The sequence below is a fragment of the Sorangium sp. KYC3313 genome, from assembly GCF_052075895.1.
GTDB lineage: Bacteria > Myxococcota_A > Polyangia > Polyangiales > Polyangiaceae > Sorangium > Sorangium cellulosum_B.
The window spans coordinates 4840092-4857310 of sequence record NZ_CP197255.1 but is presented as its reverse complement, the minus strand read 5'-3'; the positions used below and the strand labels follow the sequence as shown (position 1 = coordinate 4857310).

Annotated in this window: 15 protein-coding genes; 9 read left to right on the top strand and 6 right to left on the bottom strand. The window is 74.1% G+C overall.

Annotated features, from left to right (window positions below; genetic code table 11):
• Positions 1-28: 28 nt before the first annotated feature.
• Positions 29-619, top strand: coding sequence for an N-acetyltransferase family protein (locus tag ACSRUE_RS19055; RefSeq protein WP_441292219.1), 591 nt, complete (start codon positions 29-31; stop codon positions 617-619).
• 200 nt (positions 620-819) lie between these two features.
• The gene (locus ACSRUE_RS19050; RefSeq protein ID WP_441292218.1) at positions 820-2019 is read left to right on the top strand and encodes an MFS transporter; all 1200 of its coding nucleotides are present in this window, start codon (positions 820-822) and stop codon (positions 2017-2019) included.
• A 9-nt stretch (positions 2020-2028) separates the two neighbouring features.
• Here ACSRUE_RS19050 and ACSRUE_RS19045 read toward each other — a convergent pair whose 3' ends face one another.
• Positions 2029-3273: a M14 family metallopeptidase gene (locus tag ACSRUE_RS19045; RefSeq protein ID WP_441292217.1), complete on the bottom strand. Its 1245-nt coding sequence runs from the start codon at positions 3271-3273 to the stop codon at positions 2029-2031.
• 108 nt (positions 3274-3381) lie between these two features.
• Between ACSRUE_RS19045 and ACSRUE_RS19040 the strand changes: the two genes are divergently transcribed.
• On the top strand, positions 3382-3921 hold the full coding sequence (locus ACSRUE_RS19040) for a hypothetical protein (protein ID WP_437765617.1): 540 nt from the start codon (positions 3382-3384) through the stop codon (positions 3919-3921).
• A gap of 103 nt (positions 3922-4024) precedes the next feature.
• Positions 4025-6421, top strand: coding sequence for a fused MFS/spermidine synthase (locus tag ACSRUE_RS19035; RefSeq protein ID WP_441292216.1), 2397 nt, complete (start codon positions 4025-4027; stop codon positions 6419-6421).
• A gap of 6 nt (positions 6422-6427) precedes the next feature.
• Here ACSRUE_RS19035 and ACSRUE_RS19030 read toward each other — a convergent pair whose 3' ends face one another.
• Positions 6428-7243: an OmpA family protein gene (locus tag ACSRUE_RS19030; RefSeq protein WP_441292215.1), complete on the bottom strand. Its 816-nt coding sequence runs from the start codon at positions 7241-7243 to the stop codon at positions 6428-6430.
• Between the two features lie 100 nt (positions 7244-7343).
• Here ACSRUE_RS19030 and larE point away from each other — a divergent pair, with 100 nt between their 5' ends.
• Positions 7344-8204, top strand: coding sequence for an ATP-dependent sacrificial sulfur transferase LarE (gene larE, locus ACSRUE_RS19025; protein WP_441292214.1), 861 nt, complete (start codon positions 7344-7346; stop codon positions 8202-8204).
• Positions 8205-8223: 19 nt separating this feature from the next.
• Here larE and ACSRUE_RS19020 read toward each other — a convergent pair whose 3' ends face one another.
• From ACSRUE_RS19020 to ACSRUE_RS19010, 3 genes are all read right to left on the bottom strand, one after another.
• Positions 8224-9069: a pyruvate, water dikinase regulatory protein gene (locus ACSRUE_RS19020; RefSeq protein WP_437765611.1), complete on the bottom strand. Its 846-nt coding sequence runs from the start codon at positions 9067-9069 to the stop codon at positions 8224-8226.
• 101 nt (positions 9070-9170) lie between these two features.
• Positions 9171-10250, bottom strand: a complete 1080-nt coding sequence (dnaJ, locus tag ACSRUE_RS19015; protein WP_441292213.1) for a molecular chaperone DnaJ — start codon at positions 10248-10250, stop codon at positions 9171-9173.
• 73 nt (positions 10251-10323) lie between these two features.
• Positions 10324-12051, bottom strand: a complete 1728-nt coding sequence (locus ACSRUE_RS19010; RefSeq protein WP_441292212.1) for a class I adenylate-forming enzyme family protein — start codon at positions 12049-12051, stop codon at positions 10324-10326.
• A gap of 59 nt (positions 12052-12110) precedes the next feature.
• Here ACSRUE_RS19010 and ACSRUE_RS19005 point away from each other — a divergent pair, with 59 nt between their 5' ends.
• The 3 genes from ACSRUE_RS19005 (at position 12111) to ACSRUE_RS18995 (ending at position 15554) form a co-directional block, all read left to right on the top strand.
• Positions 12111-12515, top strand: coding sequence for a PilZ domain-containing protein (locus tag ACSRUE_RS19005; RefSeq protein WP_437765608.1), 405 nt, complete (start codon positions 12111-12113; stop codon positions 12513-12515).
• A 48-nt stretch (positions 12516-12563) separates the two neighbouring features.
• Entirely contained in the window at positions 12564-14807 is a 2244-nt protein-coding gene (locus ACSRUE_RS19000) for a hypothetical protein (RefSeq protein WP_441292211.1), read from the top strand.
• Positions 14808-14990: 183 nt separating this feature from the next.
• Positions 14991-15554 carry a hemerythrin domain-containing protein gene (locus ACSRUE_RS18995; RefSeq protein ID WP_437765606.1) on the top strand — a complete coding sequence of 188 codons (564 nt, stop codon included), beginning with the start codon at positions 14991-14993 and terminating at the stop codon, positions 15552-15554.
• A 59-nt stretch (positions 15555-15613) separates the two neighbouring features.
• Here ACSRUE_RS18995 and ACSRUE_RS18990 read toward each other — a convergent pair whose 3' ends face one another.
• Positions 15614-16684, bottom strand: a complete 1071-nt coding sequence (locus ACSRUE_RS18990) for a hypothetical protein (protein ID WP_441292210.1) — start codon at positions 16682-16684, stop codon at positions 15614-15616.
• Positions 16685-16877: 193 nt separating this feature from the next.
• Here ACSRUE_RS18990 and ACSRUE_RS18985 point away from each other — a divergent pair, with 193 nt between their 5' ends.
• Positions 16878-17183 (top strand): PilZ domain-containing protein, encoded by a 306-nt coding sequence (locus tag ACSRUE_RS18985; RefSeq protein ID WP_437765604.1) that lies wholly within the window; start codon positions 16878-16880, stop codon positions 17181-17183.
• Positions 17184-17219 lie beyond the last annotated feature (36 nt).

The window sequence follows — 17219 nt, the reverse complement described above, 5'->3', positions numbered from 1 at the left end:
CTCGCCGTGGCGCTGCGCGCGCCGCGGCATGATCCCTTCCCCCGCCCTCCACGCCATCGCCCCGGCCCACCGCTCGGACGCGCGGGCCTTCGCGGCCTACCTCATCGAGCACATCGCCGAGTCCGGCAGGCGCGGCGTGCCCCATTTCGCCATCGCGACGTCGCTCGCCCCCGACGAGGTCGAGCACAGCGCGCGCGACCGCTGGGGCAAGGGGCTCGACGAGCCGCTCTGGGGGCGGGCCTGGCTGCTCCGGTCGAGCGAGCCGCGGGCGCGCATCATCGGGCACATCGAGCTCCGCGGCGGCCGCGTCTGGTCCGAGGGCCACCGCGCCGTCGTCGCGATGGGCATCCTCGGCCCCCACACCGGGCAGGGCCACGGCCGGCGCCTGCTCGAGACCGCGATCGCGTGGGCCCGCGACGAGGCGGGCCTCGAGTACCTCGACCTCGGCGTCTTCGCCAACAACGAGCGCGCCAGGCGGCTCTACGCGGGGATGGGGTTCGTCCCGATCGGCACCCGGGAGGACGCGTTCCGGGTCGACGGCGCCATCCTGGATGACATCCAGATGACCCTCGCGCTCCGCTCTCCCGACCCGCGCGCGGCCGCCCCGTCGGAGCGCTGAGCCGCGGCGCGGGCGTCCCTGGGCCCGCCCGCGGCCAGGCCCGTGCCCCGCAAGAGCGCTGGACGCGCGCTGGAGGGTACCCGCCGCGGCGCAGATGCGTCATGAGGACAACGCCGTCCAGGCGCCCGTCCGGAGGCCCGGCCATCGCCGGCCCGGTCGCCAGCGGCCGTCACCGCAGTCCATCGCCACCGAAAGCCACCATGCGCCGCTCGCCGCTCCTGCCGATCTTCCTTACCGTCTTCGTCGACGTCCTCGGCCTCACGCTCGTCCTCCCCCTCCTCCCGTTCTACGCCGAGCACTTCGGCGCCAGCGAGCTCGTGGTCGGCGTGCTCGCGGCGAGCTACGCCGTCTGTCAGCTCATCTCCGGGCCGATCCTCGGCCGGATCTCGGACCGGGTGGGCCGCAAGCCGACGCTGCTCGCGAGCCAGACCGGCACGTTCCTCGGGTTCCTGGTGCTCGGCTCGGCGAGCTCGCTCTGGATGCTGTTCCTCGGGCGGATCATCGACGGGCTCACGGCCGGGAACCTGACGATCGCGCAGGCGTACATCAGCGACGTGACCCGGCCCGAGGAGCGCACCAAGGCGTTCGGCCTGATCGGCATCGCCTTCGGCTCCGGGTTCCTGCTCGGCCCGGCCATCACGGGGGAGCTCGCGAGCCGCTTCGGCTACGGCGCGCCGGCGTACGGCGCGGCGGCGCTGTCGCTCCTGTCGGTCCTCCTCACGGCCACGCTGCTCCCGGCGAAGCCGCCCTTGCCGGCGGCCCAGGAAGGGGCGGCCGCCGGGGCCGCCCGGCCGGCGTCGATGCGCCGCGGAGACGCCTTCCGCCGGTACTTCGACCGGCCGCTCCCGCGCCGCAGGCTGCTCGAGTTCTTCGCCTTCTCCCTCTCCTTCTCGACGCTCATCGGCGGCCTCGCGCTCTTCCTCGAGCGGCGCTTCGCGTTCGGCGTCAAGGAGACGGGCTACCTCTACGCCTTCTCCGGGCTCATCGGCGGCAGCATCCAGGGCGGCCTGATCGGCCGGCTGGCGAAGCGGTACGGCGAGGAGCGGCTCGCGCTGCTCGGCTTCGGCACGATGGTGGTCGGCTACGGCCTGCTCGGCGTCGCGTACACCCTGCCCGTGCTGCTCACGCTCGTGGGGATCGCGGCGTTCGGCGCGGCGGTGGTGCGGCCGGCCGTCACCACGCTCCTCACGAAGAGCGTCGGCCGCGACGAGCAGGGCGCGGCGCTCGGCGTGAGCCAGTCGCTGGCGAGCATCTCGCAGATCATCGGCCCCATCGGCGCCGGCTGGCTGATCGAGCACCGGGCGCTCGCGGCCTACGGCCTGATGGCGGCGAGCTTCGCCGCCATCGGCGTCCTCCTCGGCCTGCAGAAGCTCCCCGTCAGCGAGCCGATCGAGCTCTGAGCGGCCTGCTCAGGCGCGCGCCCCCTTCACGAAGGGCAGCAGGGCGTCGACGAGCGGCGGCGTGGCGTCGTCGAGCCGCCGGGGGTTGTGCCAGGCGAACGGCTCGACGAGGCGCGACGGCCGGAAACCGAGCTCGCCGCGCGAGCACTCCACGAGGAGCGACAGCGCCCCGTGGCGATCGTGGAGCCAGTCGATCTCCAGGCCCGCCTTGCGGACGCCCCAGGCGAAGCGGACGTAGGACATGGCGCGGTACGGCCTGCGGTCCGCGGCGCGCGCGACGCGCATCGCGAAGGCGCGGTGCTCGGCGGCGTCGGCCACGGGCCAGAGGCTGTGCGCCGGCGGGTACAGCACGGCGCCGCCGGCGCTGTGCAGCGACAAGGCGCGGTCGATCCGGCGCGACGACAGCGCGTGCGCGATGGCCTCCACCTCCGGCTCGCTGGCGGGGCGGCTGCCGGGCGAGAAGAGGAGCCCGATGAAGCGCTGGATGAGGCCACGCTCGTACCATCCCGCGTCGAAGTTCCGGTTCAGGTCGACGCCGCGGGCATTGCCCCGCACGTACCGGTGCCGCCCGGCGCGGAGGTTCATCTCGACGCGGAGGAGCCCATCCGGGTTGACGATCGGGACGGCGAGGATCGACCGGCCGCCGAGGTCCTGGGTCGCGAGGCGATCGAGCAGCGCGAGGTGGGCCTCGATGCCGATCCACTCGAGGGGGTGGATCCCGGACAGGATCACCGTCGTCCGCACGCGCTCGCGCGACCCGGCTCCCGTCGAGGGGCGCAGGCTGGCGCGCTCGGCGCGCTCGGCGAACGAAGCGATGGCGGCGTCGCTCGGCGCCGGGTCGTCCGCGCCGCCCGGCGCGCGGCCGCCATCGGCATCCGCATCGGCATCCGGCGTGCTATCCGGCGTGCCATCGAGCGGACGGAGCGAGACGCCGTTCGCAACGCTCCGTCCTCCCTGGGCGCTCAGCGCCAGGAGGCCCGCGGCTTGCCTCTCGCCGCGCGCAGCGGCCAGGCTGCCTGCGCCCAGCTGAACGGCGAGCAGCGGCTCGCCCCGGATCGAGCGCCCGATCAACGTGACCTGCGCCCCGCGGTCGGCCAGGCGCTCGATCGCCTCCAGGAGCTCGCCGTACCCGCGGTACGGACCGAGCCCGCGGCGCGCGAGCAGACGGGACAGCGGCGCGCGCCGGTGTACAAAGAGGGCCGCCCTCAGGGCAGCCCGGCCTTGCTCTTCCGACGCCTGATCGGACTTCGGCATGCAGGGCTCACCTTTACCCTAGATGGCACGAACTATAGACCACCGGCCGCGCGTTCGTGCGATCCGGACCAGGTCAAACCAGGGATTACCGTGGCAGCGGGCGTGCATATGGAATTCGACGGCAGCGGGTGGGCGGAAGGACGTATCGAGCTGCTGCCTCCGAGCCAGGGGTGGTCGCTGCTGTCGCCGGAGCCCGAGGCGCGGATCGACGAGCACCGCTGGGCGCATCAGGCGCGCGTCTTCTTCGGCGCGGAGCTGACGCTCGTGCAGAAGAAGGCGTACCCGTCGGGGACCACGCCGATGGCCGACGCCGTCGAGGTGGACATCGCGCGCACCTCCTCGACGCCGCGCACGCCGAGCCGCGTGCTCGTCATGACGGTGCCGCTGGATCGCGCGCCGCTCGTGCGCGCGGCGGCCGCGGCGGGGGTGCGGGCGATCGGCGGCCGCGGGTTCGACGCGTTGCTCGCGCGGGCGCGGCGGGTCTGGCAGGTGCGAGAGCCGCCGATCGCCGGCGACGACGCGCGAGCGCCCCTGGTCGTCACCGCGGTGCTCGCGGCGGTGCTGCTCGCGCCCGTGGTACCGCCCGGCGAAGAGACGATCTTCGGGGTGAAGGGGGCCAGAGAGCGGCTGCAGCGGCTCGGCTGGTGACGGGGCGGCGCGTCGCGCCCGCCCTCGGCCGCCTGGCGAGGGATGTCGTCCTCGGCGCTCTGAGGTGCCTGCTCGTCGGGCGCCTGTACTAGCGTGCGCGCCCGTGCGCTCCCGCTTCCCGCTCGTGGCCGCCCTGTTCTTCGTCTCCGGCGCGACCGGCCTCCTCTACGAGGTCGCCTTCTCCAAGCTGCTCGGCTACGTCTTCGGCGCCACCGCGTATGCCGTGAGCACGGTCCTCGCCGCCTTCATGGGCGGCCTCGCCCTCGGCGCGCACCTCGGCGGACGCCACGCCGCGTCCGCGCGCCGCCCGCTCGTCGTCTACGGCGCGCTCGAGGCGATCGTCGGCGCGATCTGCGCCGTCTCGCCGTTCCTGTTCGAGGCGCTGACCTCGGCCTACGTCGCCGTCGCGCGCGCCGCGCCCGACTCGCTCGCGCTGCTCACCGCGGCGCGCGCCGCGCTGACCGCGCTCGTGGTCGTCGTCCCCACGGTCGCGATGGGCGCCACGCTCCCGGTGCTCTCGCGCATCCTCCGCGCCGGCGCCGCGCCGGACGCCGGCGCGCCCCCCGCCGAGCACGACGCCGCGCGCCGCCTCGCCTCGCTCTACGCCATCAACACGGCCGGCGGCGCGGCCGGCGCGCTCTCCGGCGCCTACGTGGTCCTCCCGCACCTCGGCATCCGAGGCGCGCTCTGGTCCGCGGCGATCGCCAACCTCGTCCTCGGCGTCGTCGCGATCTCCGCCGGGCTGCGCGGCCCGGCGCCTGCTGCCGCCGCTCCCGACGCGCGCTCCCCCGAGGCCCGCCCCGCGGACGCCCCGCTCCCTGCGGCCGCCGGCCGGGCCGAACCGCCGTTCCTGCTCCTGCTCGCGTTCGCGTCGGGCTTCCTGGTCTTCGCCGCCGAGGTGGTCCAGACGCACCTGCTCGCGCTGCTCATCGGCAACAGCGCCTACGCCTTCGGGCTGATGCTCGCCGTCTTCCTCGTCTGCCTCGCGGCCGGCGCCGCGCGCTCGCCTGCCTTCGCGCGCCGCCACGGCGAGGGCGCGCTCTCCCGGGGGCTCGCCGCCGCCGCGCTCTCGCTCGCCGCCACCGTCCCGCTCTGGGACCAGCTCCCGCGGCTCTTCGCCTTCGCTGGCAAGCACGTCGACGGGTGGGCCGGCCGCGAGGCGTGCCGCGCGCTCGCCGCCCTCGCGATCCTCGCGCTGCCCACGCTGTGCATGGGCACCACCTTCCCCCTGCTCCTCGCGCGCGCCGCCGCGCACGCGGACGTCGCCGCGCGCGTCGGCAGGCTGACCTCGGCGAACACCCTGGGCACGATCGCCGGATCCATCGTCACCGGTTACCTCATCCTGCCCGCGCTCGGCTCCGAGCGTGCGCTCCTGGCGATCGCGCTCGCCTTCGCCCTCACGGCCGTCCTCGCCGCCGCGCGCGCCGGCGCGGAGCTCCCCCGCGCCCTCGCGCTGGCCGCGGCGGCCGGGGCGCTCGCCGTGCTCGCGCCCCGCTGGGACATGGCCCGCCTCACGAGCGGCGCGAACGTCTATTTCGCCATGGGGCCGCGCCCCGAGCGCATCGACTTCGTGCGCGAGGACGTGCACGGCGGCGTCACCACGGTCGCGCACCTCGCCGGCGTCACGACCATGTACACGAACGGCAAGTTCCAGGGCGACGACGGCCCCGAGATGACGGCGCAGCGGCGGTTCGCGCACTTCCCCTCGCTCTTCCTCCGCGACACGCGCGCCGCGCTCGTCATCGGCCTGGGCACCGGCACGACGACCGGCACCATCGCGGCCTACCCCTTCGAGCGCATCGACGTCGCCGAGATCTCGCCCGCGATCGTCGATGCGTCTCGGCGCTTCTTCGCCGGCCCGAGCCTCCGCGCGCTCGACGATCCCCGCGTCCGCCTCTCGCTCAACGACGGCAGGAACGAGCTGCTCGTCGCCGCCCCGGGCCGCTACGATCTCATCGCCATCGAGCTCACCAGCGTCTGGTTCGCGGGCGCCGCGAGCCTCTACAGCCGCGAGTTCTACGAGCTGGCCCGGTCCCGGCTCACCGAGGGCGGCGTCCTCCAGCAGTGGGTGCAGCTCCACCACATCCGGCGGCGCGAGCTCGCCGTCGTGGTGAGGACGATGCGCAGCGCGTTCCCGCACGTCGCGCTGTTCGTGGGCGGCGCGCAGGGCATCCTCGTCGCGAGCGGCGCGCCGCTCGTCGCCTCGGGGGCGCGCCTCGCCGGGCTCGACGCGCGCCCGTCGCTCCAGGCGACGCTCGCCGGCGCGCGGCTCGAGGACCTCCTCGACGCCCTCGTCACCTCGGGCGACGATCTCGACCGCCTCATCGCCGACGCGGCCGAGGACGGCGGCGCGATCCTGTCCACGGACGACAACCTCTACCTCGAGTACGCCACGCCGAAGGGGAACGTGCTCCCGTACGGCGCGTCGCTCGACGCGACGCTCGCGCTCCTCGAGCGTTACAGGACGCGGGCGCCGCGCGCGCGGCACCTCGCGCCCTGAGGTCGCTCAGCCCCCGCCCGCGGGCGCCGCGCCACCGCCGTCACGTGGCGGCGCGCTCTCCTTGGCCGGCGCGCTCGGCTCGCCCTCCTGCGCCTCCGACGTGGCCCGCGGCTTGACCTGCACCGGCTTGATCTCGTCGCCCGTCGCCACGAAGCCCTTGCGGGGCGGGGGCGCCTTGAGCTGCGCGGCCTGCTCCGCGCGCTGCTTGCGCTGCTCGAGGCTCAGCACCTCCAGCGCCAGGCCGCCCCTGTACGGATCCTGCCCCAGGAAGGGGCGCCCGTTCACCTCGGCCACGTGGAACTCGACCCGCCGGTTCTCGCTGCGGCCTGCCGCGATCTCGTTCGGCCCGAGCGGGCGCGACTCGCCGAAGCCCACGGCGATCAGCCGGTCGCTCTCGACCTCGTGATCGACCAGCCAGTCGGCGACCGCGAGGGCGCGCCGGGCGCTGAGCGACTGGTTGTGCTCCTCGCTCGACTGCGCGTCCGTGTGCCCCTCGATCCGCAGCCGCGTCACCTCGGGGTGCTCCTTGATGAACTGGAGCAGCGTCTCCAGCGTCTTCTCGCTGCCCGGCCGGATCGTCGCCTTGCTCGTGTCGAAGACGATCTTGCCCTCGATGTAGACCTGGCTCTCCCCGCCCTGCTCCGACCAGGGCTTCTCCGGGTACCATCGCGGGAGCGCCCGCTGCTCCTCGGCGCGCGGCAGCTCCCGCGGCGGCAGCCGGTTGTCGCTGCACCCCTGGCCGGCGAACGCGGCGGCCGCGAGCGCCGCCGCGAGCGCGAACGGCAAGGAGGTGCGGGCGGCCTGCTTCCTCTTCGGGTCCATCTCGCCCTGCAGGGTGTCAGAACCGGCGCTCGGACCGCAAGTAACCTGGCGGACGCCGGGCCGACCGGCGCGGGACGCGGCTTATGGTAAGAGGATCGCCATGTCCGCGCTGCCGTCCACGCCCGAGGGCTCGCCCATCGATCCCAAGCTCGCCGGGCTGCGCGCCCGGCTCCGGGAGCTCGGATCGGTCCTCGTCTGCTACTCCGGCGGGGTCGACAGCGCCTTCGTCCTCGCGGTCGCGCACCAGGAGCTCGGCCCGAGGGCCGTCGGGATGACCGCGGTCTCGCCGAGCCTCGCGCCGGCCGAGAAGGAAGAGGCCACCTCGATCGCCCGGCTGATCGGCGCCGACCACCGGCTCGTCGAGTCGTCGGAGATCGACGATCCGCGCTACGTCGCGAACAACCCGGATCGCTGCTTCCACTGCAAGAGCGAGCTCTACCGGATCGCCGCGCGAAGGCGGTCCGAGTGGGCGCTCGCGGCGATCGTGAACGGCACCAACACCGACGACCTCGGCGACTACCGCCCCGGGCTGGAGGCGGCGCGGGAGGCGGGCGTGCTGAGCCCCCTCGTCGAGCTCGGCTTCAGCAAGGCCGACGTGCGCGCCGGCGCGGCGCGCGTCGGCCTGCCCATCTGGGACAAGCCGGCCGCGGCCTGCCTCTCCAGCCGGATCCCTTACGGGACCAGCGTCACGCGCGAGCGGCTCGCGCAGATCGGCGGCTTCGAGGCGGCGCTGCGCGGCCTCGGGTTCCGCCAGGTCCGCGTGCGCTACCACGACGACCTCGCGCGCATCGAGCTCGACGCGGGCGAGCTCGCGCGCGCCGCCGATCCGCCCGTGCGCGCCGAGATCGTGGCCGCCGGCAAGCGGCACGGCTTCCGGTACGTGACGCTCGATCTCGGCGGGTACAGGACCGGAAGCCACAACGAGGTCCTCGTCGGCCGCGCCCTCAAGATCGTGAGCTGATCTCGCTGGAGCCGCGGCCTCACACGAGCGAGGAGCGCGCGACCTTGGCGCGCTCGTCGCGCTCCTTCAGGTGCTCGAGGATGATCACCGCCGTCTCCTCGATGGCGCGCTTGGTGACGTCGACCACCGGCCACTCGGGGTGCGCGGCGAAGAGGCGGTTCGCGAAGTCCAGCTCCTGCCGGACGTGCTCGCGCATCGCGTAGTTGGTCTCGGAGGGCATCCCGAGCTGGCGCAGCCGCGCCTGCCGGATCTCGCAGAGCTGATCGAGCCCGATGGTCAGCCCGACGACCCGATCCTGGGGGGCCTCCATCAGCTCGAGCGGCGGCGGGACGCCGAGCACCAGGGGCAGGTTCGCGACCTTGAGGCCGCGCTGCGCGAGCAGCGTCGACAGCGGCGTCTTCGACGTGCGCGAGACGCCGACGAGGACGATGTCGGCCCTCTTGAAGTTCCGCGGCTCCTTGCCGTCGTCGCTCTTCACCGCGAACTCCACCGCCTCGATGCGCCGGAAGTACTCCTCGCTCAGCGGGAGCATCGCGCTCGGCAGGTTGATCGGCTCCCGGTCGAGGAAGGTGCCGAGCCGGACGATGAGCGAGCCGATCAGATCGATCGCCTCGATGTTCAGCTCGGCGGTGGACGCATGCACGAACTCGCGCAGCTCGGGGCTCACCACGGTGAACACGACGAGCGCGCCCTCCCGGGCCGCGCGCTCGAGCACCGGCCGCGCGACCTCCGGCGTGCGCACCCGGGTGTGGAGGCGGATCTGCACCCCCGCGTCCGGGTACTGGAGGAGCGCGGCCCGCACGGCCTTCTCCGCCGTCTCTCCGGTGGAGTCGCTCAGGACGTCGATGAACTTCGCCTTGTCCATGTCCGATGCCTCCGTCGCCATGTCGGCTCAGGCGCTCGAGGCAGGGCTCGTGCCTCGGCGTTCAGCAGAGCGCAGAGGATCGCGCGCGGCCGCGCGCCAGGTCAACCAAACAGCCCCTTCAGCTTCTCCATGAAGGTGGCCTGCTGAGGCTGCACGTTCTCGCCGAGGTCCTTCGCCAGCTGCGCGATGAGCTCCCGCTGCGTCGCGGTGAGCTGCGTCGGCACCTCGACGCTCACCTCGACGAGCTGGTCGCCGCGCCCGCCCACGACGCGACGCGGTATGCCCTTGCCCTTGATCCGGAGCACCGCGCCGGGCTGCGTGCCCGGGGGGATGCGGAGCCGGCCCTTCCCCTCCAGGGTCGGGATCTCCAGCTCGCCGCCGAGCGCCGCGCGCGCGAACGAGATCGGCACCGAGCACACCACGTCGTCGCCGACTCGTCGGAAGAGCTCGTGCGGCGAGACGCGGATGGTGAGCTCCAGATCGCCCGGCCCCCGGTCGGAGCGGACGGCGTTGCCGCCGCGCTCCACGAGCCGCGTCGCGCCGTTCTCCACGCCCGGAGGGATCGTCACCTCGATGGTCTTCTGCTTCGCCGCGAGGCCGGCGCCGCGGCACGTCCTGCACGGGTCGGTCACGATCCGCCCCGTGCCGCGGCACCGCCCGCAGGGGCGCTCGATCGCGATGGGGAACATCCCCTGCTGCATCCGGACGCGGCCGCGGCCCGAACACGCCGAGCAGCGCTCGGTCGACGCGCCCGGCGCGGAGCCCGAGCCGGCGCAGTCGCCGCACGGCTCGACGCGATCGTAGGTGATCTCCTTCGTGCAGCCGAACGCCGCCTCCTCGAACGTGATCCGCACCTCCTTCTGCAGCGTCCCGCGGTCGCCGACCCGGATGCCCAGGGCGCCGAGGAGATCGCCGAAGATGGCGTCCAGGTTGAGGTCCTGCATGTCGAAGGGCACGCCCGGGACCCCCGAGCCGGCGGAGGCGCCGACGGCGGCGGGGCCGAACCGATCGAACGCCGCGCGCTTCTGCGGATCGCTCAGGATCTGGTAGGCCGCGTTCAGCTCCTTGAAGCGGACGTGCGCGCCCTGATCCCCCGGGTTCTTGTCGGGATGGTGCTGGCCGGCGAGCCGCCGGAAGGCGCTCTTGATTTCATCCTGCGTCGAGGAACGCTCGACGCCCAATACTTCGTACGGATCCCGCACGACGTGCGAAATAGCATCGATCGCCCTCCCGGGACAGCGGCTACCGGGCCGCCTAACCCGCTGATTTCCCTTCGGGCCCGGCGAGTTCGCGCTTCATCACCTTGCCCGTCGGGTTGCGCGGCAGCGCGTCGACGAAGACGACCTCGCGCGGGACCTTCGGGCCCGCGAGCCGCGCGCGGCAGTGCGCCCGGATGTCGCCCTCGCTCGCGGTCGCGCCGGGGCGCAGGGCGACGACCGCGCGCACGCGCTCCCCGAAGGCGCGATCCGGGACGCCCACCACCGCGGCCTCGGCGACCGCCGGGTGCTCGTGGAGGACCGACTCCACCTCGGCGGGGTACACGTTCACGCCCCCCGAGATGATGAGCTCCCGCTTGCGGCCCTCGAGGTGGTAGCAGCCGCGCGCGTCGCGGCGGGCGAGGTCGCCGACCGAGAAGTAGCCGTCGCGCGTCGACTCGCGCGTGGCGCCTGGGTCCCTGTGGTAGCCGGAGACCAGCAACGAGCTCCTCACGTAAAGCTCGCCCACCTCGCCGTCCTCGCACGGCGTCCCGTCCTCGCGCAGGAGCAGCAGCTCGCTGCCGGCGACGGGGCGCCCGATGGTGCCCGGCGAGGCGCGCAGATCCCCGGGGCCCGCGATCGTCACGATGCCCGTCTCGGTCGCGCCGTAGAAGTTGAAGAGCCGGTCGCCGAACGCCGCCATCACCTCCGCCGCGAGCGCCGGCGAGAGCGGCGCGCCGCCAACGAAGATCGCGGTGAGCGACGACGTGTCGTAAGCGCTGAGCCGCGCCTCGCCGAGCTCGAGGACGCGGTGGAGCATCGTCGGGACGACGGCCGTGGTGGTCACGCGGTACCGCTGGATCGCCTCGAGGAAGAGCTCGGGCTCGAACTCCGGGAGGATCACGATCGTGGCGCCGACGATGAGCGACAGGTTGACGAAGCCGAGCGCCGTGAGGTGGTAGAGCGGGCACACGGCGAGGTGCACGTCCCCCGCGCGCATCGGGGTCGCGCCGATGGCCCCGAGCGCCGGCAGGACGATGCCGCCGCCGAAGCCGCGCACCGCGCCCTTCGGCTTGCCGGTGGTGCCGGACGTGTACATCACCACCGCGGCGCGCTCGCTCCGATCCGGCGAGGCGCCGCGCTCGGCGAGGAGGTCGTCGAGGTGCGAGAAGCCCGGGACGCGCTCGCCGATCGCGATCATCTCCCCGGGCGGGATCCCCTCGAGCCGCGGCGCGGCCTCGCGGATCACGCCGGCGATGTCGGAGTCGAACAGGAGCAGGCGCGCCCCGGAGTGGCCGGCGAGGTAGGCGAGCTCCGCGGGGGTCGACCGCCACGAGGCCGCCACCACGGACGCGCCGACGCGGGCCAGCGCGACCTGGCACGTCAGGAACTCGGGGCGGTTCTTGAGCGCGAGCAGCACGGTGACGCCCGGGCCGACGCCGCGCCGGTCGAGCGCGTAGCCCAGCCGATCGATGGCCTCGTTCAGCGCGAAGAAGGAGTAGACCCGATCCTCGGCCGGGGGCCCCGCGCCTCGCTCCGCCGCGCGGGGCGCGAGGCTCAGCGGCTCGATCACCGCGATCCGGTGCGGGCTGTTCTCGGCGTGGAAACGGAACAAGAGCGACGGGTTCGCCTTGCCCCGCGCGAGCTCGCGCGCGAGCACCTTGAGCCCCGGCCAACGCAGCGCGGCGAGCAGCCCCGCCTGCGTCACCGCCCGCCCGGCGGCGAGCGTCGCGTCGATCGTGCCTCGCCCGCTCGCCAGCGCGGCCCTGACCCCTCCGAGTCGCATGGCCAGCGACTTTACTCTGGCCCGCATTGGCCCGCATGCGCCGTGGTAGGGTGGGTCCCGTGACGGAAGCTGACCGCCGCTCAGCCCAGCGTGCCGCGATCGAGCTGAGCGTAGAGTACAAACGGCTCAACACGTTCTTCGCCGACTACACACGCAACATCTCGAAAGGCGGGACGTTCATCCGGACGGATCGCCCGCTCGCGATCGGCACCGAGTTTGTGTTCGCCCTCTCGATCCGGAACCTGGCCGAGCCGCTCCGCCTTCGCGGGCGGGTGAAGTGGATCGTCACGACCGCCGAGGCGACGGAGTCGGCTCCGGCGGGGATGGGGATCGAGTTCCAGTACGCGAGCGAGGAGGAGAGCGCCGCCACCGAGGCGGTGGTCGAGCAGCTGATGATGAGCGAGCTCGGCGAGACGCTCGCCTCCAAGCTGCTCGGCCGCAAGCTCGGCGACGGCTCGCGGTAGCGCCTCCGAGGGGTGCGCTCACGCTCCCCCCGTGTACACTGGCTCGCAATGTCGCTGCCGCCCCTGTTCCCTCGGCGCCGTCTCGCTCGGGGTCTCGCCGCGCTCGCCCTCGCGCTCTCTCCCGTCGCCTGCGGGGCCTCTGGCTCGCCGGGGGCGAAGGGGCCGCCAGGCGCCGAGGGCCGCGTCGCCGCCGTCGAGGTCCGCGACGCCGATTTCTCCGCCAGCCTGTTCGCGGTCGTGCGCGACGGCAAGCAGAGCCCGCAGCGCACGGGCCTGCTCATCGGCGTGGTCCGCAGGCAGCTCGCGCACGCCGCGGGGCGCTTCAACGCAGGGCAGCCCGACCGGGCCGTCGAGAGCGTCCTGGGCGCGCTCTCCCTCGTCCGTCCCGGCGAGGGGCGCGCCGAGATGATCGACGCCGTGGGCGAGCGCGCCATCGCCGGCGCGATCGAGCGGCTCAGCCCGCGCGGCGACGAGGGGCGGGTGCGGGCCCTCATGGAGCTCCGCTCCGCCGCGCTGCCGAGCGGGAGCCGTGCCCGCGCCGAGAGCGACGAGCACCTCGCCGCGCTCGAGCAGTGGATGAAGGAGACGCGCACCGGCGGGCCGCTCGAGCAGCTCGGCGCGGATCAGCGCGCGGCCGTCTCGCGCGCCCTCGTCGACGGCCGCGCGGAGTCGATCCAGCGCGCGGCCGCCGCCACCGTGGCGTGGATCGATCGGGCGATCGAGTTCAACATCGAGTACCGGCAGGGCGGCGCGAGGCCGGAGCGCGAGGAGGCGGTCGAGGCGGCGCGCGCGCTCGAGTCGGGCGGCGCGAGCCTGGCGGCGCTGTTCCTCCGCTTCGGCGACGCGAAGGGCGCGATCGATCAGATCGACCGGACGAGCGTGCGCCGGGTGATCCCGCCCGGCCTGTACCAGCGGCTCAAGGCCGCCGCCTCCGACGACGACGCGGTCTCGTGGCAGGCGCTCGCCGCCGCCTTCGCGCAGCACGAGGCGCAGGAGCGCGACGCCGAGACCGGGATGCGGCAGGATCTGCTCGACGGGGCGATCTGGGGCGCGGCCCTCGAGGCCTACCGGCGCGACCCGCAGAACTACGACAGCGCGACGCGCCTCTCCCAGGTGATGATCCGCCTCGGCATGTCCGAGGCGACGCCGCTCGTGATCGCCGGCGCGCTCGGCGACCGGCCGAGCCCGGGCGCGCTCGGGGCCGCGCTCGGGCTCGTGCTGAGCGCGCTCTCGGAGGAGGCGTCGAACGACGATTTCGACGCGGCCCGGCGCACCTACAACGCGGCGGGGCCGCTGCTCGTGCTCGCCGATCGGGCGGCGCGCGGCGGCGGCGCGCTCGATCCGTCGGGCGCCCGCGTCCGTTCTCTCATGGCGTCGCTCGAGCTGCGCGCCGGCAACCTCGTGGCCGCGCTGCCGCTGCTCCGCGCGGCGACGGCGGCCGAGCCGACGGTCAACGGGCTCACGGTGCTCGCGATGGCCGAGCGGCAGTCCGGCGAGCCCCAGGCCGCGCTTGAGGACGTGCGGCGCGCGCTGGGAGCGCCGGACGCGCGCAGCGCGCCGCTCGAGATCATCCAGGCGCACCTGCTCGCCTTCGAGCTCCACCGCGACGCCGGCACGCAGGACCGGGCGAAGGAGTCGCTCGACGCCGCGCTCGCCGCCGCGCTCGACACCCGGCAGCGCGCCCGGGATCCCGGCGCCAAGGCGCGGACGGAGCGGCTGCTCGGGCGCATCCTCGACGGCTATGGCGACGAGAAGGGCGCGACCCGGGCGTACGATCGGGCGTTCGCCCTGGTGGCGGCCGAACCGCCGCAGCTCGGCGCCACGATGCTCGACGCCGTGGGGCGCGCGCTCGTGGAGCGCGATCTCCCCGCCGCGCGGCGGGCGCTGAAGCGCGGGCTCGAGGCGAACGTGGACGAGGACGATCTCATCTACGGCGGGCTCTGGGTCCTGCTGCTGGAGCGCGCCCTCGGCGTCGCGACCGACGGCACCGCGGTCCGCGCGCTGGACAGCGCGACGAGCCGCGCGTCCTGGACGGGAAAGCTCGCGGCCTGGGCGAACGGTGGGCTCAGCGACGCGGATCTCGGCAGGCTCGCCCGGAACACGGCGCAGCGGGTGGAGGCGCAATTTTACACCGCGATGGCCAGGAAGGCGGCGGGGGATGCCGGCGCGGACGAGCGGCTCCGCGCGGTGTCGAAGAGCCCCGTGATCGACCTGCTCGAGGTGCACCTCGCGCGCGAGATGCTGGCGCCCGCGCTGCACCTCGATCTGCCCCGCAACGCGGGCCTTCCGTAGAACGCGCCGGCGATCCCGCGCGGGATGGCCGGCGCCGGAGGTGCGATACGGTCTCCGCTGGTCAGGTGGCGAGTTGGTCGGATGACCAGCGCGCGACGCCGCGCGCGCGACGCGGAGCGCCAATCGCGCGCGGAAGGAATAAAGGGCTTCCACGTCTGCGCCTTGTCGTTCGATCATCGATGAATGTCCGATGACCGGATCGATCCGCTCGAGAAGCTCGCCGCCGCTCACCGGAGCCTGGAAGAGAACCTGAACGACCTCGCGCGCGCCGCGCGCGCGCTCAGCGATCCCCGCGGGCGCGCCGCCGCGCTCGAGGGTCTCTCCAGCGTGGTGTCCTACTTCGAGCGGTCGATGAGCCGGCATCGCGAGGACGAGGAGCGCTCGCTGTACCCGCGGCTCGCGGTGCTCGAGGCGATCGCGCCGACCCTCGAGCGCCTCCGGCAGGAGCACAAGGCGCAACAGCGCGCGATCGATGCGCTGCGCGCGGCGATCGAAAGAGACGGCGGCCCCGAGGTCGTGGAGACGATCCCCCAGCTCATCGAGGACCTGCGCGCTGCGCACCAGCGCCACGTGGAGAGCGAGGAGCAGGAGGTATTTCCGGCCGCTCGCCGGTTCCTGCAGGCCTCGGCCAGGCAGGGGATCTGGAACGAGATGGAGACGCGCCGAGGGCGCGGCGGGCAAGGCAATCCGGCCAAGGGCATCAGCGGGCGCCCCTACCGCCCCGGCGGGATGCGCAGGGGCCCGTAGGCTCCCTGCGGGGTGCGCCGCGGGCGCGATCGATCGGCGCGGCCGACGGAAGGCCGCTCCTAGAATTGCTCCTCGCGCGCGCGCTCGAGCGCGGCGCGCAGGTAGTTCTGCGCTCGAAGCGTGTACGCCCCGTCGGGGTGCTGCTCGAGGTGGCTGCGGAACGCCTCCGCCGATTGCATGAAGCTCCCCAGCCGATAGAGGCTGACGCCGCGGGCGAGGTGCCTGGGATAGGAGGGGTCGAGCGCGGCGAGCTCGTCGATCTTCTTCAGCCGATACTGCTCCTCGGCGCGCCGCGCCTCTGCGGCGCGGAGCGCCGCCGCGGGCGAGCGCGGCCCCGACCCGCCCGCCTGCGCAAGGCGCGCCGCCGTCTCCTCGTCGGGAGGTGCCGGGAGGGTCTGCGCGCTCCTCGCGGCGACGAGCGGGTGCGCGAGCAAGAACTTGAACAGCGCGCGCTCCTCGTCGAGCGCCGGGGCGAACGGATCTCGCTGGACGCCGACGATGGCGCTCCAGCGCTTCTTGAAGAGCACACCGAGCACGACGCCATCCATGGCGACGCGGCGGGCCCCCTCCGCGCCGCCGCGCTGCGCCGCGTCCCCCTGCCCCAGCCAGGCGTTTCGGCGGAGCAGCCCGAGGAAGTCGCCGCCGAGCTCGCGGAGCTCGTCGGACTCCTCGCCGGTCGCCTCGAAGCGGCGCACCTCGCGGACGAACGCCCTCAGCTGGTAGGCGCGCAGCCGGAGCACCGCCTCGTCTCCCTGGGCGAGCGCGCGGCCCACGGCGTCGATCACCCGCGCGCGCGCGGCGAGGAGCTCGGCCTCGGTGTGATCCGCGTCGGCGTCCACGAGCCCGAACGCGCGGACGGCGGAGCCGAGCTCGCGCACCTCGGCGTCGAGCCCGAGCTCCTCGGCCTCGCGCGCGCGGGTGATGTCCGCGTCGCGCACGCGCGCGAGGGTTCGCGCGTCGGCGAGCGGCAGCGGCAGCTCGGCCGGCTCGACCGACCGCGGCACGGCGAGGATCGCCGCGGAGCCCGCGATGAACACGGCCACGAGCCCCGGCTCCCAGCCCTCGAGGTGCCGCTTCCAGCCGCGGCGCGCCCCCGCGTCGCCCCTCGCAGACGACGCGACCGCGACCACGGGGGTGTTGCTGCGGCTGTTGTTCGATCGGATCGAGCGACTCGAGCCACTCGAGCCACTCGAAGAAGAACTCGAGCGTGGCTCCCGGCGCTTGACAGCGACGCTCTCGGCTCGCGACATTGATCGTCTCCTCTGCGCTCCAGAGTACCCCACGCGGCGCGCTTCAGCGCCGCGCAGCTAGCCAGCGAGGAACGTGCGAGATCACCGGAAGCACCCGCGCAAGCAAATCGAGCTCTCGATCGCGTTCCGGATCGGTGACGGCCCGCGCGTCGACGCGATATGCCGCGACCTCAGCCTCGGCGGGATGTTCATCGAGACGAGCTCGCCGGCTCCCTTCGGCGCGACCGTCGAGGTGCTGCTGTCCCTGCAAGGACTGAAGCAGGTCGCCGTGATCCCGTCGGTGGTGCGATGGACCACCCCTGAGGGGATGGGCGTACAGTTCGGCGTGATGGGCGCGCGAGAAACCTACGCGCTCACGCAGCTCCTCGGCTCCCTCTAGAGCGGCGGTCACCCGCTCAGGAAGAGCGGCGGTCAC